The sequence below is a fragment of the Peribacillus sp. NPDC097264 genome (assembly GCF_050277925.1).
GTDB lineage: Bacteria > Bacillota > Bacilli > Bacillales > DSM-1321 > Peribacillus.
The window spans coordinates 53,400-75,652 of the sequence record NZ_JBNNSR010000010.1; the positions used below are offsets into that span (position 1 = coordinate 53,400).

At 41.9% G+C, this 22,253-nt stretch carries 20 protein-coding genes, 2 pseudogenes and 1 riboswitch; of the genes and pseudogenes, 15 read left to right on the plus strand and 7 right to left on the minus strand.

Annotated elements, in window-relative coordinates; translation table 11 throughout:
* Window positions 1–107 precede the first annotated feature (107 nt).
* The 4 genes from putP (at window position 108) to megL (ending at window position 5,637) form a co-directional block, all read left to right on the plus strand.
* The gene (gene putP / locus ACQKL0_RS16260) at window positions 108–1,580 is read left to right on the plus strand and encodes a sodium/proline symporter PutP (protein ID WP_427688616.1); all 1,473 of its coding nucleotides are present in this window, start codon (window positions 108–110) and stop codon (window positions 1,578–1,580) included.
* Between the two features lie 154 nt (window positions 1,581–1,734).
* Window positions 1,735–3,009, plus strand: coding sequence for an ATP-binding protein (locus ACQKL0_RS16265; RefSeq protein ID WP_407408491.1), 1,275 nt, complete (start codon window positions 1,735–1,737; stop codon window positions 3,007–3,009).
* Between the two features lie 51 nt (window positions 3,010–3,060).
* Window positions 3,061–4,197 (plus strand): DEAD/DEAH box helicase, encoded by a 1,137-nt coding sequence (locus ACQKL0_RS16270; RefSeq protein WP_402871896.1) that lies wholly within the window; start codon window positions 3,061–3,063, stop codon window positions 4,195–4,197.
* Window positions 4,198–4,461: 264 nt separating this feature from the next.
* Window positions 4,462–5,637, plus strand: a complete 1,176-nt coding sequence (gene megL, locus ACQKL0_RS16275) for a methionine gamma-lyase (protein ID WP_402871894.1) — start codon at window positions 4,462–4,464, stop codon at window positions 5,635–5,637.
* 26 nt (window positions 5,638–5,663) lie between these two features.
* Here megL and ACQKL0_RS16280 read toward each other — a convergent pair whose 3' ends face one another.
* Complete coding sequence (locus ACQKL0_RS16280; RefSeq protein WP_427591609.1) at window positions 5,664–6,392, minus strand: tryptophan-rich sensory protein; 729 nt, start codon at window positions 6,390–6,392, stop codon at window positions 5,664–5,666.
* Between the two features lie 223 nt (window positions 6,393–6,615).
* Complete coding sequence (locus tag ACQKL0_RS16285) at window positions 6,616–7,206, minus strand: GNAT family N-acetyltransferase (RefSeq protein WP_427688618.1); 591 nt, start codon at window positions 7,204–7,206, stop codon at window positions 6,616–6,618.
* Window positions 7,207–7,493: 287 nt separating this feature from the next.
* A riboswitch (FMN riboswitch) is annotated at window positions 7,494–7,624 on the plus strand.
* Between the two features lie 148 nt (window positions 7,625–7,772).
* On the opposite strand from ACQKL0_RS16285, the gene ribE reads away from it, so the two are divergent.
* From ribE to ribH, 3 genes and pseudogenes are all read left to right on the plus strand, one after another.
* Window positions 7,773–8,411, plus strand: coding sequence for a riboflavin synthase (gene ribE / locus ACQKL0_RS16290; protein WP_427688620.1), 639 nt, complete (start codon window positions 7,773–7,775; stop codon window positions 8,409–8,411).
* An 18-nt stretch (window positions 8,412–8,429) separates the two neighbouring features.
* Window positions 8,430–9,032 (plus strand): annotated as a pseudogene (ribB, locus tag ACQKL0_RS16295) (3,4-dihydroxy-2-butanone-4-phosphate synthase); the annotation flags it as partial.
* Window positions 9,033–9,095: 63 nt separating this feature from the next.
* Window positions 9,096–9,566 carry a 6,7-dimethyl-8-ribityllumazine synthase gene (gene ribH, locus ACQKL0_RS16300; protein ID WP_402871881.1) on the plus strand — a complete coding sequence of 157 codons (471 nt, stop codon included), beginning with the start codon at window positions 9,096–9,098 and terminating at the stop codon, window positions 9,564–9,566.
* 58 nt (window positions 9,567–9,624) lie between these two features.
* Here the strand turns inward: ribH and ACQKL0_RS16305 are convergent, their stop codons facing one another.
* The gene (locus tag ACQKL0_RS16305) at window positions 9,625–11,130 is read right to left on the minus strand and encodes a methyl-accepting chemotaxis protein (RefSeq protein ID WP_427688622.1); all 1,506 of its coding nucleotides are present in this window, start codon (window positions 11,128–11,130) and stop codon (window positions 9,625–9,627) included.
* Window positions 11,131–11,354: 224 nt separating this feature from the next.
* Between ACQKL0_RS16305 and ACQKL0_RS16310 the strand changes: the two genes are divergently transcribed.
* The 5 genes from ACQKL0_RS16310 to ACQKL0_RS16330 all read left to right on the plus strand — a co-directional run bounded on the left by ACQKL0_RS16310 (window position 11,355) and on the right by ACQKL0_RS16330 (window position 16,443).
* The gene (locus ACQKL0_RS16310; protein ID WP_402871875.1) at window positions 11,355–12,524 is read left to right on the plus strand and encodes a DHH family phosphoesterase; all 1,170 of its coding nucleotides are present in this window, start codon (window positions 11,355–11,357) and stop codon (window positions 12,522–12,524) included.
* Window positions 12,525–12,715: 191 nt separating this feature from the next.
* Window positions 12,716–13,504 (plus strand): ABC transporter ATP-binding protein, encoded by a 789-nt coding sequence (locus ACQKL0_RS16315; RefSeq protein ID WP_402871873.1) that lies wholly within the window; start codon window positions 12,716–12,718, stop codon window positions 13,502–13,504.
* 2 nt (window positions 13,505–13,506) lie between these two features.
* On the plus strand, window positions 13,507–14,439 hold the full coding sequence (locus ACQKL0_RS16320; RefSeq protein WP_402871870.1) for an ABC transporter substrate-binding protein: 933 nt from the start codon (window positions 13,507–13,509) through the stop codon (window positions 14,437–14,439).
* Between the two features lie 11 nt (window positions 14,440–14,450).
* A complete protein-coding gene (locus tag ACQKL0_RS16325) occupies window positions 14,451–15,449 on the plus strand; it encodes a FecCD family ABC transporter permease (RefSeq protein WP_402871868.1) in 999 nt (332 codons plus the stop codon).
* A gap of 19 nt (window positions 15,450–15,468) precedes the next feature.
* On the plus strand, window positions 15,469–16,443 hold the full coding sequence (locus ACQKL0_RS16330; RefSeq protein ID WP_402872311.1) for a FecCD family ABC transporter permease: 975 nt from the start codon (window positions 15,469–15,471) through the stop codon (window positions 16,441–16,443).
* A 258-nt stretch (window positions 16,444–16,701) separates the two neighbouring features.
* Here ACQKL0_RS16330 and ACQKL0_RS16335 read toward each other — a convergent pair whose 3' ends face one another.
* Window positions 16,702–17,043, minus strand: a complete 342-nt coding sequence (locus ACQKL0_RS16335) for a hypothetical protein (protein ID WP_427688624.1) — start codon at window positions 17,041–17,043, stop codon at window positions 16,702–16,704.
* Between the two features lie 430 nt (window positions 17,044–17,473).
* Window positions 17,474–17,830, minus strand: a complete 357-nt coding sequence (locus ACQKL0_RS16340) for a winged helix-turn-helix transcriptional regulator (RefSeq protein ID WP_402871864.1) — start codon at window positions 17,828–17,830, stop codon at window positions 17,474–17,476.
* Window positions 17,831–18,000: 170 nt separating this feature from the next.
* Between ACQKL0_RS16340 and ACQKL0_RS16345 the strand changes: the two genes are divergently transcribed.
* A complete protein-coding gene (locus ACQKL0_RS16345) occupies window positions 18,001–18,747 on the plus strand; it encodes an SDR family NAD(P)-dependent oxidoreductase (protein WP_402871862.1) in 747 nt (248 codons plus the stop codon).
* A 344-nt stretch (window positions 18,748–19,091) separates the two neighbouring features.
* Here ACQKL0_RS16345 and ACQKL0_RS16350 read toward each other — a convergent pair whose 3' ends face one another.
* Entirely contained in the window at window positions 19,092–19,541 is a 450-nt protein-coding gene (locus ACQKL0_RS16350) for a MarR family winged helix-turn-helix transcriptional regulator (protein ID WP_402958890.1), read from the minus strand.
* 187 nt (window positions 19,542–19,728) lie between these two features.
* Between ACQKL0_RS16350 and ACQKL0_RS16355 the strand changes: the two genes are divergently transcribed.
* Both ACQKL0_RS16355 and ACQKL0_RS16360 read left to right on the plus strand, forming a co-directional pair.
* Window positions 19,729–20,583, plus strand: a complete 855-nt coding sequence (locus tag ACQKL0_RS16355) for an alpha/beta fold hydrolase (protein ID WP_402871850.1) — start codon at window positions 19,729–19,731, stop codon at window positions 20,581–20,583.
* A 653-nt stretch (window positions 20,584–21,236) separates the two neighbouring features.
* A pseudogene (locus ACQKL0_RS16360) lies at window positions 21,237–21,521 on the plus strand (IS110 family transposase); the annotation flags it as partial.
* 359 nt (window positions 21,522–21,880) lie between these two features.
* Here the strand turns inward: ACQKL0_RS16360 and csaA are convergent.
* Window positions 21,881–22,210 (minus strand): chaperone CsaA, encoded by a 330-nt coding sequence (gene csaA / locus ACQKL0_RS16365; protein WP_402871847.1) that lies wholly within the window; start codon window positions 22,208–22,210, stop codon window positions 21,881–21,883.
* Between the last annotated feature and the right edge of the window lie 43 nt (window positions 22,211–22,253).

Here is a 22,253-nt window from a genome sequence, read left to right on the forward strand (position 1 = left end):
GGGTATTAGAAAGAACTACTTAACTTATGTTTTTTTTTCTGATAAGCTTATTTTAATAAAATGAGCCTTCTCTATCGAAAGGTTCGTAAGTAATGGAGGAAGAATTTTTGGAATATGGAGCAATCGTTTCAATTGTCATATACATGGCAGGTATGCTGTTAATCGGGTACCTTGCTTATCGAAGGACCGCTAACCTGACGGATTACATGCTCGGAGGAAGAAACTTGGGTCCGGCTGTAACCGCTTTAAGTGCCGGTGCTTCCGACATGAGCGGATGGTTGCTGATGGGCCTTCCTGGAGCCATGTACTTGAATGGCTTAAGTGCCGGGTGGATCGTCATCGGTCTGTCAGTAGGCGCTTATCTAAACTGGTTATTCGTGGCGCCAAGGCTTCGTACATATACGGAGATCGCGAATAATTCTATTACTATACCAGACTATTTGGGGAATCGGTTTAAAGATACCTCCCGAATTTTAAAAGTGGTATCCGCTTTAGTCATTTTAATCTTTTTTACTTTCTACACCTCTTCCGGTATGGTAGCAGGCGGGGAGCTTTTCCGGACGGCCTTTAACCTGGATTACCGATATGGAATCTGGCTGACGGCAAGTGTCGTCATTCTTTACACGTTATTCGGTGGCTTCCTTGCCGTGAGTTGGACGGATTTTGTTCAAGGAACCATCATGTTCATTGCCTTAATTCTAGTACCTGTCGTCACCATTGTAAATATAGGAGGCTGGACTCCAACATTTACGGAAATAAAATCAATTGATCCGACCCTTTTGCATGCGTTTGAAGGAATGTCGACGATTGGGATCATTTCGTTGCTGGCATGGGGACTTGGTTATTTTGGCCAACCGCATATCATCGTCCGATTCATGGCGATATCTTCCGTGAAAGAATTGAAAAGTGCCCGTCGAATCGGTATGGGCTGGATGGTGTTCGCCATTGTAGGTGCCATGTTCACAGGATTGGTCGGGATTTCTTACTTTAGCAAGGCGAATGCGCCTTTGGGGGAAGCGAATGCTGAATCAGTATTCATCCTCCTTTCTAAAGAGTTGTTCCCGTCTCTAATTACGGGATTCTTACTGGCGGCGATTCTATCCGCAGTCATGAGCACGATCGCTTCTCAATTATTGGTGTCGGCAAGTGCGTTGACGGATGACTTCTATAAACAGTTCGTTCGTCCAAATGCTTCAGATAAGGAATTAGTGCTGGTTGGACGGTTGGGCGTATTGGCGATATCCGTGATTGCCCTTATTTTGGCGTTCAACCCGAGCGGGACCATTTTAAAATTGGTCGGGTATGCTTGGGCAGGTTTCGGCTCGGCATTCGGACCGGTCATTTTACTGAGCCTTTTCTGGAGAAGAATGACAAAATGGGGAGCACTGGCTGGAATGGTCATCGGTACGGTAACCGTGATCGTATGGGAATCCATCGACAAGTTCGCGGAAGTCTACGAAATCATACCTGGCTTTATCGCAGGTACGCTTGCCGTCGTGATTTTCAGTCTGTTATCGGCGAAACCTTCTAAAGAAATAGACGAAGATTTTGATCAGGCTGTTAAAAACCTAACTAAATAGAATGCGCTGTTCAATTGAATGGATGGCACTCTCTTTTCAATCATTAGCAAAAACATGGTACAATAGCTGTAAAGTCCTTATGTGTAGTGCATGAGGACTTTTTTTTGAGTGAGTTGGGAATAATAAGCCAAAAAATAAATATAAAGGATACGCGATGAACCATTCACATAAAATTGCAGGTAAAGTAGCTATTATATATATGATCATTGGGGCCTTATGGATTTTTGTTACCGATTACATCTCGATGTCCCGCGCAAAAGAGAATGTTCACACCTATGCGATGTTCCAGCATTCGAAGGGGTGGATCTATATATTCATAACCGGGATCATTCTCTATGTCATCATCCGGTATTGGACAGGGAAAATGTTGCGGTCCCAACAGGAATTCAACTTGAAGGATGAGCAGTATCAATCCTTGTTTAAGCACAATCCAGATAGTGTTCTACAATTGGATCTTGAAGGCAGGATCATGTCGGTTAATCCAAAAGCCGAAAAGTTCCTCGGGGTCCGAGGTGAGGCATTAAAAGCAAAACAAGCGGGATACTTCATCGATTTGATCGAAAATGAAAAAGCATCTGATTATTTTATCAAGTCTTTGGAGGGAGAAGCTGTACACTTCGAAACGAATATCCAGAGGATGGATGACGAAAAGCGAATCATGCGTGTCACCTTTTTGCCCATCATTGTCCACAAGGAGTTACTTGGAATCTATGCCATCGTCCGGGACATTACCAAGGTCCGGCGTGAAGAGGAATTGATGATCATGTCTGAAAAGCTCTCCGTCATCGGGCATCTCTCGGCAGCCGTGGCACATGAAATAAGAAATCCGTTGACATCATTAAAAGGGTTCGTGCAATTAATGGATATGACCAAGGAAGTCGACCCGTTGCATACTGACATCATGTTAAAGGAAATTGAACGCATCAATATCATTTCGAGCGAGTTGCTCGTCCTTGGCAAGAAACAGGATGTCACCTTCCGTAAGCTGGACCTTGGGGACTGCCTGCATCAAGTGTATACACTCATGAAAGCTGAATCGAACCTGAACAATATTGAGATGGCCATTGAAGTGAAAGGGGCAGACCCCGTTTTAGTCATGGCCGATTCGATCGAGCTTAAACAGCTATTCATCAATCTCATCAAGAATGGCATCGAGGCTGTTGGTGAGAATGGAAAAATTGACATATCCCTGCAAATCATCGATGATCATGCTATAGTCATGGTCAGTGATAATGGGATCGGGATGGAGCCAGAGCGGTTGGAGCGAATTGGTGAACCGTTTTATTCGATAAAAGAAAAGGGAACGGGAATCGGGCTTACCATCTGTCAGAAAATTGTCCATCGATTGAATGGTGAGATGCGATTTGAAAGTGAGAAACATAAAGGGACGACGGTGACAATTCGGATTCCGTTAGCTACTACCCTATAACAAATGGTACTATAAAGGATATGAAAAGTTTTTTTATTAAAGGAGAACGATATGAGCGAATTACCTGTATTACTGAACGATAGAAAGCCATTTATCCAGGAAGTCTGGAAAAAGTCAGGCTTTGCACAACTTACGCCGGTACAAACGAAAACGATTCCTGTCATTGCACAAGGAAAAGACGTCATGGCCGAATCTCCAACGGGGACGGGAAAGACACTTGCTTATTTACTGCCATTGCTTGAAAAAATAGATCCTGAAAAAAAATCCCCCCAAGCTTTAATCTTGGCTTCATCACGGGAATTGGTGATGCAGATCAATGAAGAGATTCGGATTTGGTCGGAAGGTAGCGGTATTTCTGGAGCAGCCTTCATTGGTGGCGCCAATGTGAAGCGTCAGTTGGACAAACTGAAGAAGCATCCGCAAGTGATTGCGGGAACACCAGGCCGTGTCTATGAATTGATTGCCCAAAAGAAGTTGAAGATGCATGAAGTGAAAACGATCGTACTCGATGAAGGAGATCAATTGATCATTCCCGAGCATATGCAAACAATCAACAATATTATCAAAACGACGCTTAAGGACCGCCAAATCATGGTGTTCTCGGCGACCCTTCCCGAAGAAACGGAAAAAGTGGCCCGAGGATTCATGAATGAACCAGAATTGATCAAGGTTGATAAAAGTGAAAAAATGGATTCGAAGGTCGATCATCTTTATTTTGTAGTCGAAAGACGCGAAAAGTCCAAAATCTTGGAGAAAATCACAAGATTGAAAGATGTGAAGGCATTGGCCTTTTTGAACGATATTGCCGAGCTTAGCGTGTTACATGAGAAGCTTAAGTTTAAAGGCATCGAAATGGGCGTACTTCACGGGGAGTCGAATAAAGTCGATCGTGAAAAAGCGTTGCGTAAGCTTCGTTCTGGAAAGTCACCGATGTTGATTGCAACCGATGTGGCGGCCCGTGGACTTGATATTAAAGGACTGACAGCCGTCGTTCATATTGATATGGCTGAAAACATTGACCAATATATTCATCGGTCTGGTAGAACGGGACGTGCCGGAGCGGATGGCACGGTCATCTCGATCGTGACGGAAAGAGAAGAGCGTGAGTTGAAGAAAATGGCTCGCGAACTTGAAATCCCCTTAACGAAAGTCACTTTCTATGGTGGGAATATCGTAGAAGAAGAATAGGCATGAAGAATGGAGATGGCCATGAAGGCTGTCTCTTTTTTTATGTTCTGTAGCGTAATCCGGCTATCCTCATTTGACGTTCCTATTTGATAGATTGCAAGCTTTTTAAAGGAAAACTGGCCGCTTCACAAGCTTTGTGGATGATTAACAAGGGCAACAGGACTGATCCTGTACGAATGCCCAGGCGACTTACATTGAAAACGCTTCCAAAATATGTTTTTTTAACATATGATAGATATAGCTATTTGGATAGGGGGAGTTAGAATGGGAGAGAAATATAAGCATATTGAAACAGCTGTGATTCATGAAGGATATGATTCGAAGGAGCATTTAGGAAGCTTGACCACACCTTTGTTTCAAACCTCGACATTTACGTTCGATACGGCCGAACAAGGGGAAAACCGGTTTGCTGGTTTAGAAGATGGATACATTTACTCGAGGCTGGGAAATCCGACGGTTCGGGTGCTGGAAGAGAAGATTGCGGCCTTGGAAGGCGGGGAAGCGGGACTTGCGTTCAGTTCAGGGATGGCTGCCGTGTCTGCGGTCCTTTTTGCTTTGACCAAAGCCGATGACCATATCGTTTGTTCAAAAGGGTTGTATGGATGTACTTTCGGCCTTCTTCAACTGATGGAGGAAAAATACCGGATCACCCACGATTTTTGCGATATGGAAACGGAGGACCAGCTAAGGAGCATGATCCGTCCGAATACGACCTGCATCTATGTTGAGACGCCGATTAATCCGACGATGAAAATGATCGATTTAGCATTGGTCATGAAAGTCGCCAAGGAGAATAATGTACCTGTTGTGGTCGATAATACGTTTTCCACTCCATATTTACAGAAGCCACTGGAATTTGGATGTGATGTCGTCCTTCATAGTGCTACGAAGTATCTTTGTGGACATGGGGACGTTGTCGCGGGTCTGATTGTCGGAAAGAAGGAGTTTATCAATCAGGTGGCCATGACAACACAAAAGGATATCGGAGGGATTATTTCGCCATTTGATGCATGGTTGCTGTTGCGGGGATTGAAGACGTTGCCAGTCAGGATGGATCGTCACGCTTCTAATGCAACGGAGATCTTTCGCATGCTGAAACAGCATCAACGGGTTAAGGCCGTCTATTATCCAGGCGACGCAGAATCAGGGGATTATCGGATCATGGAAAAACAGATGAAATCCGGTGGAGGCATGATTTCCTTTGAACTGGAGGGGACAAAACAGGATGCCCAACGATTCCTCAATAACTTGAAGCTTATAAAAATCGCGGTCAGCCTAGGAGACGCTGAATCCTTGATCCAGCATCCCGCTACGATGACACACTCGTCCATCCCAAAAGAATCAAGAACGCAGATGGGCATCACCGACCAACTCATACGGCTCTCCGTCGGCCTAGAATCCTGGCATGACATCTGGTCTGACCTTGAACAGGCGTTTTAGGGGTCTGACCCCTTTTATTTCCTGAATTATTTCCTGAGGTTCCTGATCAGGACGGTTATGGATAGGATGAGGATGAGGGCGGCCAGGATATAGGATGTGGTGGTGATTGTAGGATGGGGCGTGCTGTTCCTTACGCCGATTCCGATGATGGCCCAGACGAAGACGAGTGGGTAGCACCAGTCCTTGTTTTTGATGGCAAAGATGAATGCCAGAGCCGTGGCTACGAGTAAGAGGGCGATCGTCCATGCTACATCGGAAATCCCGAAACCATTCCAGCCGATATAGGTCAGATAGTAGGAAATGTTAGCAATGGTCGCGACGCTCACCCATCCTAGATAGACGGAAAAGGGCATCAAGTCGAGAAAGGCATGCCTCACTTTTATAATGTTTGTGTAAATGACAATCAAGGTCAATAAAAGTGTAATGATGATGATGACGGATAACAGGAAGTATTCGTAATGCCAAGCTAATAGCCAGGCTCCGTTAAATATACAGCTTAAGGCGAACCATGGGAAAGAGACCATATATGCGGGACTTGTTTTGTGTTTCCCCATAAACTGTCTGGCTACCCAGATGGCAAGAAGAAAATAAATCAATCCCCATATCGAGAATACATAGCCGGCTGGGGTAAAAAGAACGTCCAGTTTCCCGGAAACTTCCCCTGAGGTTTGGCCATTGAAGGGAAGGTAATTAGCCAGGAAGTTCATCGTGATGACGAACAGATAGGCAACAAGATTGATAAGAACAATTAGCATGTGTCTTCCTCCTTTGAATGAAATTGGGACATATTATCTTATTCCTTTTAAATTGGAGAGATAACCTTTTTTAGCACATCGGAAGGAAGGATTCTTACTTGGTGGATAAAAGAAGGTATTCAAGATCTGTAAAGGGATAAAGGTACAACACGTCTAAAAAATAAGGACCTTGCTACTTTTATTGCAGCAAGGTCCTTTAAAGGTGCTTAATTAATTAGTAAAATTAGGATTTAGCGTTAACAACCGTTTCATCCTTTTTTTCGGGGGTTACATATTCTTCTTTTAATATGGAATAATAGGCGCTGTCTAATAATGTACCCTTCGTCATGTGGCTTTTACGGTGAATCCCTTCACACTTCATGCCTAAGCGATCCAATACTTTCCCGGATGCGGCATTTATCACATCACATTCAGCAAATACTCGCTCCAAATCCAAAACATGGAAGGCTAATTCCAGTATTGATTTTCCCGCTTCGGTCATATAGCCTTTACCCCAGAAATTCCGGTTTAAAGTATAACCCAGTTCTCCACATTTGTTCGATTCATGCACTCTGAATTCGATAGCCCCAATCATTTTGTTGTCTTCCTTTAACACGAGTGCATATTTGCCGATAGGCTCTTCCAAGAAATAGTTCGCTATGAAGTTCTTAGTCTGGTCCAAATCTTTATGTTTGTCGTAAAGGTAACGTGTCGTTTCTTCATCAGATGTATATTCATACATATCCTCAGCATCATCAAGCGAAACCGGACGTAAGATGATACGCTCACTTTCGATATGATTGTGCTGAACCATTAAAAGGTTTGTCTTTCCCATTTGAATTCCCCATTTATTCTTGATTTTCCAATTATTATATCATGATTTGTCACATTTATAAGAAAATAATGGAATCAAATTTTAGCATCTCACTCAGATCGTGTATACGAGATTTGTATTATGGCAGGGATCCATTGATATGTAAGCACCACGGCTATAGTCGCTTACATAGGATCGTTTCCTTCTTTTTCTTATAGGAAGTGCTTGCAACTATCGATTCATTTTAGGATAGATGTTTTACATCCGTACTTTAGAGTGTTAAAATAATGGAAGATTCAAAAAAATAGTTAGTCCTTCGGGGTCGGGTGAAAATCCCAACCGGCGGTGATGAAGCAATTCTAAGCCCGCGAGCCTGATAAAGGCAGGATTTGGTGAGAATCCAAAGCCGACAGTACAGTCTGGATGGGAGAAGGACGTGTGAAATCCAAGTGTATACGTACGCCTATTTTTTCAGAATATGAAATGATGGGTTTATTAGGTATACCATTTTTTTCACTCATTTCTCCTGCTAACTCCTTAGGCCATCCTAAGGGGTTTTTTATATGTGTATAAAAGGGGGAGAAACTATGTTTACCGGAATCATTGAGGATATCGGCACGGTTCATTCCATGAAAAAGGGAAGAAGCAGCATGGAACTGGCCATTTCCTCTAAGAAAGTACTGGAAGATGTCCATCTTGGAGACAGCATTTCCGTTAACGGGGTCTGTTTGACGGTGACTTCCTTCACACAGACTTTATTTACGGTCGATGTGATGCCGGAAACGGTGAAAGCTTCATCGATCCGGACATTGAAACCAGGTTCAGAAGTGAATCTTGAACGTGCGATGAGTGCTAATGGACGTTTCGGCGGCCATTTCGTTTCAGGTCATATCGATGGAACGGGCACCATCATGAAAAAAGAACGAAAAGAAAATGCCGTCTATTATGTGATTCAGCTGGAAGAAGGGCTCAGTACATACTGTATGCCAAAAGGATCTGTTGCCATCGATGGGACAAGCTTGACGATATTCGGCATCGAGGGAAATTTGCTGACTGTATCACTCATTCCCTTGACCCATCAGGATACCATTTTGGGCAGGAAGGCGGCAGGCGATATCGTAAACATTGAAAACGACATGTTAGGGAAATATATCATACATCAAATGAAAAACAGCGAATCAAAACCAGGACTGGATTTAGCATTCTTGTCTAAGCATGGATTCTAATAAATGGAGGTGTACAGGATGTTCCATACCATTGAAGAAGCGATTGAAGATTTGAAAGCTGGGAAAGTAATCATCATTTCCGATGATGAAGACCGCGAAAATGAAGGGGATTTCGTGGTGCTTGCAGAAAAGGCGACACCCGAAGCCATCAACTTTATGGCGACGCATGGCCGTGGGTTGATTTGTACGACGATTACCGAACAGTTGGCGAAAAAGCTGAACTTGCATCCGATGGTCAATGATAACACCGATCATCATGGGACGGCCTTCACCGTAAGTATCGATCATAAAAGCACGTCTACCGGAATCAGTGCGTTCGAGCGGTCCATTACCATCCTTGAGCTTTTGAAGGAAGATTCGGTTGCCGAGGACTTTCAACGCCCGGGGCACACTTTTCCGTTGATAGCCAAGGCAGGGGGCGTGTTAAGCCGCACGGGACATACGGAAGCCTCCGTCGACTTGGCCAAGTTATGTGGGGCTGCTCCAGCAGGTGTCATTTGTGAAATCATGAATGAAGATGGAAGCATGGCACGTGTATCCGACTTGGAACTAATTGCGGATAAATTCAACCTGAAATTCATTACGATTGCGGACTTGGTACAATACCGTAAGCAAAAGGAATCATCGCAAGAACAGGTATACATTCAAAATGCATGATGTTTTTAAAATGAGGAGGAAATAGACATGGGGAAAATTATCGAAGCACAATTAATCGGATCGGGACTGAAAGTGGGAATCGTGGTTGGAAGGTTCAATGAGTTCATTACAAGCAAGCTATTGGGCGGAGCATTGGATGGTCTGAAACGCCACGGTGTTGACGAGGATGACGTGGACATCGCTTGGGTGCCAGGAGCATTTGAATTGCCGCTCATTGCCAAGAAACTTGTGAACACGGGGAAATACGACGCAGTGATTGGATTAGGGACGGTCATCAGAGGTTCTACTTCGCATTATGATTATGTCTGCAATGAAGCAGCGAAAGGAATGGCCTCCGTTGCTTTGGATACCGGCGTTCCGGTCATCTTCGGATTATTGACGACGGAAAATATCGAGCAGGCCATTGAACGGGCCGGCACGAAATCGGGAAATAAAGGATATGAAGCAGCGGTCAGTGCCATAGAAATGGCGAACCTTGGAAAACTGATTGAACAATAAATTAGATAGAAAGCCGCGGAAGGGCAACCATCCGCGGCTTTCTTCTTGAACAAACAAATTACTTCTCGCTGACTGTCAGCTTTTCCAGGCTTCTTAAAAGGTCTTCAAAACTGGAGAAGTTACTTTCCATTTGGGTAATGAGGGTATTCTGATCCACCACGCTCGCGGCGACTTCCTCCAGGGAAGCGGCATTTTCCTGTACGATGCTGGCAATATTGGTCACTTCATTCGTTGCCGTACTCGAGTTTTGCGTCAAAGCTTGAAGCATGGTTTGAAGTTTGATCGATTGTTCCATGACTTGGAGCGTGTTTCCTTCCATCTCTTTGAAAACGTGTTCGACATCTTCGGAGTTTTTCTTTATCATGCCTGCAACATCCAAGCTCTGATTCACGCCATCTGTCACCTCATTAGACTTGATGGAGATATGATGTAAGATTTGCTGGATTTGATTGGTCGCCTGTCGGCTGTTTACAGCAAGCTTCCTGATCTCATCCGCAACCACGGCAAAGCTCTTCCCATGTTCCCCCGCTCGTGCCGCCTCGATGGAGGCATTCAAGGAAATTAAGTTCGTTTGGTCCGAGATGTCTTCGATTGTTGCCAGAATCGTTTGGATCTGCTTATTTTGTTGATTCAATTCTTCCATTAAGAAGGCGGTCTGTTTAGCCTTTTCCCCCACGGATATAATATCTTGGGCAAGGATGATCATCGCCTGACGTCCATCTTTGGTGCTTGATTCATTTTCTACCGTATGGACTTTCATTTTATCGGATGCAAGGGTGGCCTGTTGAACTTCTACATCGAATGAATCGATGGAATCTTTCACTTCATTGGCGCTAAATGCCTGGGATTCAATATTCCTTGTGACTTCTATAAAGGCATTCGTGATTTCCTTGGAGATATTTCCAGTGACTTGGACATTGGCTTGCAGCTCATTGTAAAAGTCGGTCAATCCATGAACGGATTTGGTGATTTCGTCAAGCATATCCTTGGTCTTGATTTCCGTTTGTCGGCTCTTAGCAAGCTCGACCAAAGCGACATTAATCGAAGCACTACCGATTAAACTGAAAAAGACGGATAAAATGGCAGTTAAAATAAATAAAAGAATGATACCAAGTACAGTGACGCCCTTTTCAGATAAAACCATGGAAAAAGGTTCTGACCATAAAATCAGGTAAATCAGGAACCCTGAATATAGGACGATCGACAAGATGACATGATAATAATCGTAATAAATGGACGCAAAAAGAAGCCCTAGATATAACAGGACCAATGACAAAGGGCTACTGGACTGGATGATGATCGAAGCGAATAAAAGGTTGATCGTGATGCCGATAAGATAGGGCACCCCGAGTGTCCATTTTTTTTGCTTGATCAAAATGGAGGCCACAACGGCGGGGATGATGCTAAAAAGGGCAATGATTCCAATGTTTAGAGTCGGTATGCCGACTGTGAATGATAATAGGAGGCCGGCAGCAATCGTGAATAGTGTATAGATGATGATGGCCGAGTGTCTTGAGTTATTTATTATTTCTCTTGATGCACGATCTGATCTGAACTGATACATTGTCATACCTCGATTTCTATTTAGTAACTCATCTATATTACGATGTAAATATTACAAAATAAAGAAAAAAATTGAAGGTGGTCGATTTTTTTTTACGTTCAAAGCGGTTTTGGGTGGAACCGTGTTAAAATAGTCGGATGTGATTATGCTACAATTGTAAAGATTGCAATTGAAAATCATTTCTTAGGGAAAAGTAAATATATTAGTTTTTAGGAGGGGTTTATGTGTACTATCTTTTTACACATAATGATTTAGACGGGGTCGGCTGCGGAATCGTCGCGAAGCTTGCATTCGGGGAAGACGTGGTAGTTAGCTATAATTCAATCGGCCGCCTTAATCAGAATGTCGAAGCATTTCTTGAGCAGGCGAATATCGAGGATACATTGATTGTTACCGATCTTTCGGTAAATGAAGATAATGAAAAAATGATTACGCAATTCGTTGAGGATGGAGGACATGCACTTTTAATCGACCATCATAAGTCGGCACTGCATTTGAATGAACATGACTGGGCATCTGTTACGGTTGAACAGGAAGACGGCAAACAAACGGCAGCCACTTCTTTATTCTATCAATATGCGGTGGATCAAAAGTGGCTGGAGCCTTCCCGGATTTTCTCTGAATTCGTTGAATTGGTTCGACAATATGATACATGGGAATGGCAGGCCAATAATAATGTAACGGCCAAGCGGTTGAATGACTTATTCTTCATGATTCCGATTGAAGAATTCGAAACGAAGATTGCCCATAAGCTCTCATCAGCTGAAAGCTTCGCGTTTGATGAAGTGGAACAGACTCTTTTGGGAGTGGAAGAGAGTCGTGTGGATCGGTACATAAATAGGAAAAAAAGAGAAGTGTATCAGGCTACGGTCGGTCCTCATACAGTTGGGGTGGTCCATGCCGAGTCTTACCATTCGGAATTGGGTAATGAGCTATCAAAAGAATTTTCCCATCTGGATTATATTGCGATCCTTATGGTCGGAAGCAAAAGAATCAGTTTCCGCACCATCCATGATGAGATAGATGTAGCTGAGGTTGCAGGGAAATATGATGGGGGCGGCCATCAAAAAGCCGCAGGTTGTACGATGTCGGAAAAAGCATACAGCCAATTCGTCGAGAAGACCTTCTTCTCTGAACCGATTAAGCGCGACGCTCATAAGAACCAATTGAATGTGAAGAATTCACCAGAAGGTTGCCTATATTCAACGAGAGATAAACAGGATATCTTCATTTATGAAAATGATGAAGAAGAAGAGTGGATCATTGAAGTGAATGGAAAACTGATAAAGAAATCGTTTGATACGTTCGAGGAAGCGGAAAAATACACGAAACGTAAATATGTAGCCTGGCTTGCGAACGATGAAAGATACGAAGAGTTTGTGAATAGAGGGTAAGGCAATGCAGCTGTCCAAATTTGGGCGGCTGTTATTTGCAGTTGTTATATGGAGGGAAAAAAATGAGGGTAGTACCTTAGTTCTTTTCTCCTAAAAACGCTTGACAAAGATTCGATTATACTGAATAATCTTATTGTTAAGTAGTTGATAACGATTATCAATTTCAGCGTGAAAGGGGAGGTAATGATTACATGCGAATGAACGTTAGTAACGTTGAAGTTGGATACGACAAAAAAGTGATCGTTAACGGCTTGACGATTGAAATTCCCGATGGCCAAATTACTACAATCATAGGATCTAATGGGTGTGGAAAATCAACGTTATTAAAAGCTTTAACAAGAATCATTCCCTATCAAAATGGACAGGTCTTTCTTGATGGAGCGGAAATACAAAAAAAGAATACGAAAGAATTGGCGAGGGAACTGTCGATCTTGCCACAAACACAGGATAGTGCAGTAGGACTTTTAGTCGAGGAACTGGTTTCATATGGTCGTTTTCCATATCAATCAGGGTTCGGTGGCCTAAAAAAAGAAGACAAAGAAATCATTGATTGGGCCATGAAGTCTACTAATACATATGAATTTAGACACAACTCTGTAGATGAACTTTCCGGAGGTCAAAAACAGCGGGTGTGGATTGCCTTGGCACTTGCGCAAAACACGGACATCATTTTTTTGGATGAGCCTACAACCTATCTGGACATGGCCCATCAACTTGAAGTATTGGAGCTTTTGCAGAACTTGAATGAAAAGGAAAATCGGACCATTGTGATGGTTCTACATGATTTGAATCATGCAGCCCGGTTTTCACATTTCATGATCGCTCTTGAGAGTGGGAATTTAATAAAAGCGGGCACACCAGAAGAAGTGATGAGTCCAGATGTACTGAAGAAAGTGTTTAAAATTGACGCGGAAATCAGTAAAGACCCCCGTACAGGTAAACCAGTTTGCATCACATACGATCTAATAAAAGGAGAATGAACATGAAAAAATGGCTTTTATTCTTAGTTGCAGCATTAATGGTTATTTTAACGGCTTGTGGAAATGATGAATCATCGACTAAAGAAACATCGCAAGGCAAGGATGATGCAAAAAAATCGGGTACGATCAGCTATAAATCGGAAAACGGTACGGTTAAAGTTCCCGCCGATCCAAAACGCGTAGTCGTTTTATCGTTATTCGTGGGAGATTTAATGGAAATGGGTATCAACGTAGTCGGTATGGATTCATGGTCAAAAGATAACCCGGATTTCGCCAAAAAATATCCGGATGCTGAAGTGGTAGCAAGCACGGATTATGAGAAAATCATTGAACTTGATCCAGATTTGATCATCGGTTCTAATGATGTGGAAGACGTTAAAAAATTACAAGAGATTGCACCAACCGTAATCTTCACATACGGTGCTTTGAATTACATCGACCAACGTATCGAAGTGGGTAAAGTAGTCAATAAAGAAGAGGAAATGACTAAGTGGGTTAAAGATTTCCAAGCACGTTCGAAAGTAGTAGGAGACAAAATCAAAGATAAAATCGGAGAAGATGCTACTATAACGGTTGCTGGTAACTCTGATAAGCAAATCTATTTATTTGGCGATAGCTGGGGACGTGGAACGGAAATCCTGTATCAAGAAATGGGATTGAACATGCCGAAGGCTGTTAAAGATGTTGCCCTTGAGCCTGGATTTTTTGGAATTTCCGAAGAAGTATTAGGTGACTATGTTGGGGATTATTTAGTTCTTAATTTAGTGAAAGAAGGACAAGATACTTCATTCATGGACTCTACTTGGTACAACAAAATACCGGCGGTTAAAGATAAAAAGGTATTTTATGCGGAAGGTTCTGCATTCTATTTCGCCGATGCCCATTCTTTCGATAAACAACTAGACTTCTTCGAAGAATCTTTTCTAGGTAAATAAGGGGAGATTCGATGAAAGTCTCCTATTCTATTATAAGCAAAATGGTTTTATCGTTCGTTGTTTTGATGGTGGTCGTGGTCTTGGCGTTAGGGTATGGTGCAGCAAATACGAGTTTTCAAGATTTATATGAAGCTGTTATCGGAAGAAGCGGTGGACCCTATTATGATGTGCTAAGAGAAATTCGTCTTCCTCGTGTCATCGCGGCATTCTTCGTGGGAGCCGCGTTGGCAGTTGCCGGGGCCATCATGCAAGGGATGACAAGGAATCCTCTTGCCGATCCGGGTCTACTCGGTCTGACTTCAGGTGCTACTTTAGCTCTTACCCTGGTCTTGGCCTTCATTCCCGGAATCACCTTCTTAATGCTTATGTTCAGTTCTTTTATAGGTGCAATGATTGGTATGCTACTTGTATTTGGAATAGGTATCACGTCTAGAAACGGTTTATCTCCGCTAAAGCTCGTTTTAGCGGGAGCGGCCGTTTCTCTCTTTTTACAGGCCATTTCAAGTGGTATAGCCATTCTTTTCAATGTATCGAAAAATGTCAGTACATGGACGGCTGGAGGGTTGATCAGCACAACATGGGATGCTTTGATCATTGTCCCCTTCATCATCTTTGGTTTAGTGTTGGCGACTGTCTATAGCAAACCATTGACTGTCCTTAGCTTAAATGAAGAAGTGGCGAAAGGGCTTGGACAGAAGACGAAGAAGATCAAAGTGATTTTGATGTTCGTGGTCATCGTTTTAGCAGGAACGGCAGTAGCCCTGATAGGGAATTTGTCGTTCGTGGGCTTATTCATTCCGCATATCGTCCGGAAGATCGTGGGGGCGGATTACCGTTTGATCATCCCGATGTCGATTATAATCGGCGGATCCTTTATGGTTCTAACAGATTTCATTAGTAGAATCGTAATTGCTCCATTGGAAATCCCCATTGTTGCATTGGTCTCATTAATCGGGTTCCTATTCTTCCTGGTCTTGGTAAAGAAAGGAGGTCGAACTTTCTTTGCGTAAAAAAAGTAATGTACGATGGATGTATAGCTTAACGACCCTTTTACTGATCATAAGTATCCTTGCCGGCATCAGCTTAGGACCTTCCTCAGTCGGTATCTCTCAAATCATTCCGACGATATTGGGGGATGGGACATTCAAAGAGGAATTCATTCTCTTTTCCGTTCGGTTTCCTCGCGTCCTGGTCCTAACTTTAGCAGGGATGTCGCTGGCATTATCCGGTGCCATTTTACAGACATTGACCAAAAATGATCTGGCTGATCCAGGTATTATCGGTATAAATGCTGGAGCAGGGGTTGCAATTACCTTATTTTACTTGTTCGTTGACGCCAATTTAGACTCCTATACCTATCAGTTACCGGCAGTAGGTTTCTTAGGTGGGATCATTACAGCCGGGCTGATCGTCCTCTTCACGTTGGACAGGAAAAACGGTATCCAGCCGATCAAGCTCGTGCTGATGGGGGTCGGGTTTGCCTCAGCATTATCGGGATTAATGATCATCCTGGTTTCAAGCGCTAAACAGGAGGATGTCCAATTCATCTCCAAATGGCTCGCAGGGAATATATGGGGAGCCGATTGGCCCTTTATTCTAGCGCTTCTTCCCTGGCTACTGGTGGCGATACCGTTTTTACTTTGGAAGCAAAAGGCAATGAATCTCCTCGCTCTTAATGAAACGGTGGCGAAAGGGTTGGGCGTTTCCCTGAACAGGGATCGGGCCCTTTTGCTGATCATTGCGGTAGCATTGGCGGCTTCAGCGGTTTCGGTCGTTGGGAGTATTAGTTTCATTGGATTGATTGCTCCTCATATCGCCAAACAGTTGGTCGGTTCCAAGCATCAGAGCTTTTTATTCTTATCTCCCATAATTGGTGCAGCCATCTTAGTTTTCGCTGATACAATAGGCCGCATCATTTATAGTGAACAAACCATTCCAGCTGGAATCATCGTCGCTATTATCGGAGCTCCTTACTTCCTATACTTATTAAGGAAGACAGCTTGATCGGATTAAAAAACCAGGTTTCCATGAACTGTGCCCCATAAAATGGACAGTCTAAAAAAAGACCTATAGTTTAAACAGCTAAACGATGACTCCTGTATTGTGCAGGAGTCATTCTAAATTTAGCTCCATTGGTACGATTTGAATTGAAATTCCTCTAAGCATAACTCCTCAATTTGAACAACTATAAGTGCTAACTGTGATCTAGAATGAAGGAATTATCGACTAAAGGGAAGTTTACGGGCATGGATCTCGACTCTTTTATTGTTCAACAGTTAGATATGGAGGATGAAGATATTGGGCCCGTTCATGATCCAGATATTGTGTATCTAAAAAGATAACGGCTTTTTGATTTTTCAAAAGTAATCTCTCCAATGGATACCTTGAAGAAAAACTGAAGAGCATAAGGGATTTTTGTCCCCACCAAGGGTGTGGAGTTAGGCAAAGCCTAACAAAATGATGGGTACTAGAAAATTGCATTTGCAATACACTTTGCAATACATTTGCAAGCATTCTAGCAAAATGTATTGCAGCGATATAAATACCCTCAAAATCTCCAAAAGAAAGCACATATAAAATAGGACAATTCAGGGAGCTAATCACTTAGGTTGTTTTCCAAGAATACTTAAACCGATAAGTTGAATTATGTTAATTTGTTTCTGACTTTTTTTTATTTCCAAAAATAAATGCAATTAAAAGAACTGATAAAAGACACATTATTAATCTAACTAATTCAGTGAGTAACCAGCTATTTAAAAAGTTAAGATTGTCTGTAAGGTTCATGACTAAATAAACAACAAAAAGAGTGATGAAAAAATGTTTATTCATAGTTTCCCCTATTCTATTTTTTAGGTATACGAGCAATAAGTTGTATTTATCATAGAGTATATCTTCGAAATACATTATTTGTTTCCTCTTCAGTCATACCGATAATAGGGGTTTATGTTAACTAACTTTTCTTTAACTCTCCTTTCTTAAACTGTGAGCAATAATTCAATATATATATCCATGGTGTTATAAGTTGGTTTCCTCATTAAGAAGCCTCTTCTGGTTGAACGATTTCAAATTCACCTTCTGCATACTGTTGCTCCGCATAATGGCCTCCCCATTGACAGAGCTCCTGCAAGATGGGTTTAAGAGATTCTCCAAGTTCAGTGGATGAATATTCAACCTTTGGCGGTACTTGATTATACATCTTTCTGCTCACAAGTCCACTGGCTTCAAGCTCTCTAAGTGTTTGAATCAGCATTTTCTGAGTTATATTTGGGATAATGCGCTTTAATTCACTCGTTCTCTTTGGTCCATTCATTAAAAAGTATAATACAAGGCCTTTCCATTTTCCGCCAATAACTTCCTTTGTCACTTCAAACCCACAACTAAATTTTTTCATGTCTAAAGCTCTCCATTCTACATTTATTACTTTTTAGTTACTATATCACAAAAAAGTGGGTACTTCCGATAATGTGCTTAATGAAGGATACTATATTTTGTAAGTTGTTCTTCAAGTACTTAAAGGTACTAGACATAAAATAAAATTAATTCTAAAGGAGTGTTAATTATATGGGTAAATTTGAAGGTAAAATAGCGCTTGTAACGGGTGGAACAAGTGGGATTGGTCTTGCTACAGCACAAAAGTTTGTAAACGAAGGTGCATATGTTTATATCACAGGACGCAGACAAAACGAACTTGATAAAGCTGTTAACCTAATTGGCAAGAACGTAACCGGTGTTCAAGGGGATATTTCTAAGCTTGATGACTTAGACAAACTATATGACATTATAAAGCAGGAAAAAGGTAAGTTGGACATTCTTTTTGCTAATGCAGGTGTCGGCAGCTTCCTTCCATTAGGTGAAATTACTGAAGAGCAGGTTGATAGAACGTTCGACATTAACGTTAAAGGAACCATCTTTACTGTTCAAAAAGCGTTATCACTATTCCCGAACAAAGTAGGTTCTATTATTGTAACGGGCTCTACTGCTGGATCAATTGGCAACCCAGCGTTTAGTGTATATGGAGCTTCTAAAGCAGCATTAAGAGCACTAGTTCGTGACTGGATTCTTGACCTAAAAGGAACTGGAATCCGTGTAAATGTGGTTAGTCCGGGAGGTATTCTTACACCTGCATACGATGAGCTTTTTGGTGATGCACTTGAAGGAGTAATAGAAAATAGCAGAAATACTGTTCCAGCTGGAAGAGTTGGGACACCTAAAGAAGTAGCAAACGCTGTATCTTTCCTTGCTTCAGACGAAAGCAGTTACTTGACGGGTGTTGAATTGTTCGTAGATGGCGGGCTAGCACAGGTTTAATTTAACTTCGCAGAGATTACAAATGGTCCCGAAAAAAGGTTAATGGGGCTTTACTTGAAGAAGTCAAATTAAAAAGTCGTTTTCCTTAAGGACAGGGAATTCGACTTTTTTATGTTTGAATTTGCTTAACGTTGTAAATCCGTATTTTCCTGACGCTACCCCTAAATGACCTGTAAAAAGGATAACTTTGTGAAGAAATGTACTTAAGCTATCGGGGGCTTTAGCTCAACAAGGATTTCAATAATAACCAACCTATTTACAACACAACGGGTCCCCGAATAGTTATTAACCGATGCATACGAAAAATCCACTCTTAGGTAATAGAGTGGATTTTTCGTATGCATCTATTTCTCGTCTTTTACATTCAGCAGGTGTAACAGACGCATTATTGTCTTGTTTATTTCACCCAGTTCCTTTTTACTCATACCAGAAGCGTCGAATAAGGATTGAGGAACGCACGATGCCTTCTCCTGTAGAGCTTTGCCTGCTTTAGTAATGAGAATGTTCACGACGCGTTCGTCCACTGTGTCACGGCGACGCTCGATGAGACCGGCAGCTTCCATACGTTTGAGTAGAGGAGTCAGTGTACCGGTATCAAGATTAAGCGCTTCACCTAGCTCTTTAATTGTGCTTTGTTGCTTCTCCCACAACGTAACTAAGACCAGATATTGAGGGTAAGTGAGTTGAAGTTCATCTAGGTAAGGGCGATAAAGTCGTAATATAGCCCTTGAACAGGCATACAACGAGAAACATAAGTGATCCTCTAAGTTAAGATTATGCGGGTTAGTCTCCATGGTTGCACCTCGAATAATCAGTATTTTCTTCATTAATATTTTAACATAACTCGTGGACAATAAAAAATGTTTTGCAAAATTAAATTGTTGACAATATTTTGTAAATAGACTAAGATAAATTCACAAATTATATTTTGCAAAATACAATTTTGTAAAATATAAAATACTGATAATGGAGGAATTTATAATGAGTAATATTACAGTTGGATTTGAAAATGGTGCACCTATTGAGCTTCACTACGAGGATGTAGGATCTGGAAAGCCGGTCGTGTTGATTCATGGTTGGCCACTCAGTGGAAGATCTTGGGAAAAACAAGTTCCTGCACTTGTGGAGGCTGGTCACCGAGTTATTACGTATGATCGACGAGGGTTCGGACAGTCTTCTCAGCCCTGGAATGGTTATGAGTACAATACGTTTGCGGCTGATCTGCACAAACTGCTGGAGCATCTTGATCTTCATGACGTGACTTTGGTTGGATTCTCAATGGGTGGCGGTGAGGTGGCTCGTTACATTGGCACCTACGGAACGGATCGTGTATCGAAGGCTGTGTTAGCGGGGGCAGTTCCACCATACCTTTACAAGGCTACAGATAACCCCGATGGAGGATTTGATGATGCAGTGATCAAAGGCTTACAAGATGGGGTTAAGGCGGATCGACTTTCGTTCCTCGATACGTTTACAACTAACTTCTTCGCCTCCGGGGACAGAACGGATCTAGTGAGCGAAGAATTCCGGTTATACAATCGTGACATTGCAGCATTCGCGTCTCCAAAGGGCACGCTTGACTGTATCTCAGCGTTTAGTCAAACAGATTTCCGAGGTGATCTAGATAAGTTCGACTTGCCGACACTTATTCTTCATGGGGATGCGGATGCAATCGTTCCGGTCGAAATCAGTGGCCAGAAGGCACATGAGCGCATTCCTAACAGCCAGCTTGTGGTGATTAAAGGTGGTCCGCATGGATTTAATGTGACGCATGCCGAGGAGTTCAACGCGGAACTCATTCAATTCTTGAATACTACTGAATCAGATTCTATATAACTGCTATTCTTAAAGCAAACAAGGAAGGCACCCAATTGTTAAATTAAGATATTAAATCATAGGATAGTTAGTCCATTCTGAGGGCTAATTATCCTTTTTTATTTACATATTGTATTAAGAAAATAAAGGTACTCAACAAATGATTGCTAACGCTGTATATTATGCAATTAAATCAGCAGATTGGTTGTTTCTATGAGCTTTATAGATATTTCTAACATAAATGAAGAGATTCGTAGTGTTATTTACGAAATTCTTGCCACTTATAACCTAATATTACTTGATAGAGGCGTGAGCCATTACTGGATGTAATAAGAAAAGATTATAGACATATGGAAATTCTGGATTTGAATGATAAAGAATTGAAAAGCAAGTTATCATCTTTATTTAAAACCCAATGGGATGTTTCGTTAGAAGAGGTCATTAAAGAATGTAAGAGGATGACGTATTTTCAGAGATTACTAACACTCCAACTTTTCGTCTTATACTTAATCATTAAAATCTTCTTCAACTGACTGTCTTTTAGTAGTTTAAGTACAATCCACCACAATGTTATCTATGCAGTTTGTGTAATAAAAATATCCTATATATCAACAAAGGATTTTTATCGAATTTTTTTATAAACATCGGAAGTTTATTTCAAATCTACATCTATGGGACATTATCATCTGCCTATCGTTCAGTATTTCGAGAAAAGAGGATATCTGTTAATCATTATGAATCCACTCATTTCTTACAAAGCGAAAAGTTCAAGTTTACGCAAAGTCAAAGCAGACATAACTGATGCCCGCCTTCTCTGCGAGCTATATTATAAAGAGGATTTATAACCCTATAAAAAGCGTGGAATCCAGCTTTTGAACTTGCGTAATCTGATGAGACAGCACGATGATATACGGACTCACAAAGGGTTCCAGAGGCAGGTCAGCTTTTCTTCACTGCTACTATAAAAAAAAGTAGCACAAACCATGGCCTAGGTTTGTACTACTGATGTTAGTATGTTTTGTATGTATCAGTTAAATAGCTATTCAGGTACTCGTTGGGTTGTGAAAATTTTGGCTATTTCTCTTAGCATAAAAAGAAAACGGAAAAACTCATGTTAATCAGTTCTAGCCCCAGCGTGCCGGTTTTGTTCCACTACTTTTCTTAGCAAATACCGTTATCAGGATTTGCTTATTAATTGTTTTAGGAACGATTATTCTTTATCAAATGATCTTCCTTTAGTGCTTTTTGCACCGGTTCCATTACTTATGGCATTGAAGCCACGGCAAAGTAAATATCGTGGCATGCGATACAGATCCGATCAGGCAATCGGCGTTCCATTTTTGACAGTTTCATCCGGTTTTAAAAGCACGACATCGCCTTCTTCCGGCACACCTCCGATTACCAATACTTCTGATTCAAAACCAGCGATTCGCCGAACGGGAAAGTTTATTACTGCAGCAACTTGACGGCCGATAAGCTGCTGAGGTTCATACCTTCTCGTAATTTGAGCGGAAGAGCGTTTGATGCCCATCTCGCCAAAATCAATCTCTAACTTTAATGCAGGTTTTCGAGCTTCCGGAAACGGTTCTGCCGTTATTACAGTACCGACCCGAATGTCCAACTTCAAAAAATCTTCAATTGTTGTCACAGTAATCCCCCGTTTCAATTGTTCATACCAAATTGTTTTAAAT

What these genes read in the sequence shown, in the direction of transcription:
- ACQKL0_RS16265 (WP_407408491.1), top strand. Translation starts at nt 1,735, where the DNA reads ATGAACCATTCACATAAAATTGCAGGTAAAGTAGCTATTATATATATG.
- ACQKL0_RS16270 (WP_402871896.1), top strand. Translation starts at nt 3,061, where the DNA reads ATGAGCGAATTACCTGTATTACTGAACGATAGAAAGCCATTTATCCAG.
- megL (WP_402871894.1), top strand. Translation starts at nt 4,462, where the DNA reads ATGGGAGAGAAATATAAGCATATTGAAACAGCTGTGATTCATGAAGGA.
- ACQKL0_RS16280 (WP_427591609.1), bottom strand. Translation starts at nt 6,392, where the DNA reads ATGCTAATTGTTCTTATCAATCTTGTTGCCTATCTGTTCGTCATCACG.
- ACQKL0_RS16285 (WP_427688618.1), bottom strand. Translation starts at nt 7,206, where the DNA reads ATGGGAAAGACAAACCTTTTAATGGTTCAGCACAATCATATCGAAAGT.
- ribE (WP_427688620.1), top strand. Translation starts at nt 7,773, where the DNA reads ATGTTTACCGGAATCATTGAGGATATCGGCACGGTTCATTCCATGAAA.
- ribH (WP_402871881.1), top strand. Translation starts at nt 9,096, where the DNA reads ATGGGGAAAATTATCGAAGCACAATTAATCGGATCGGGACTGAAAGTG.
- ACQKL0_RS16305 (WP_427688622.1), bottom strand. Translation starts at nt 11,130, where the DNA reads ATGTATCAGTTCAGATCAGATCGTGCATCAAGAGAAATAATAAATAAC.
- ACQKL0_RS16315 (WP_402871873.1), top strand. Translation starts at nt 12,716, where the DNA reads ATGCGAATGAACGTTAGTAACGTTGAAGTTGGATACGACAAAAAAGTG.
- ACQKL0_RS16320 (WP_402871870.1), top strand. Translation starts at nt 13,507, where the DNA reads ATGAAAAAATGGCTTTTATTCTTAGTTGCAGCATTAATGGTTATTTTA.
- ACQKL0_RS16325 (WP_402871868.1), top strand. Translation starts at nt 14,451, where the DNA reads ATGAAAGTCTCCTATTCTATTATAAGCAAAATGGTTTTATCGTTCGTT.
- ACQKL0_RS16330 (WP_402872311.1), top strand. Translation starts at nt 15,469, where the DNA reads ATGTATAGCTTAACGACCCTTTTACTGATCATAAGTATCCTTGCCGGC.
- ACQKL0_RS16340 (WP_402871864.1), bottom strand. Translation starts at nt 17,830, where the DNA reads ATGAAAAAATTTAGTTGTGGGTTTGAAGTGACAAAGGAAGTTATTGGC.
- ACQKL0_RS16345 (WP_402871862.1), top strand. Translation starts at nt 18,001, where the DNA reads ATGGGTAAATTTGAAGGTAAAATAGCGCTTGTAACGGGTGGAACAAGT.
- ACQKL0_RS16350 (WP_402958890.1), bottom strand. Translation starts at nt 19,541, where the DNA reads ATGGAGACTAACCCGCATAATCTTAACTTAGAGGATCACTTATGTTTC.
- ACQKL0_RS16355 (WP_402871850.1), top strand. Translation starts at nt 19,729, where the DNA reads ATGAGTAATATTACAGTTGGATTTGAAAATGGTGCACCTATTGAGCTT.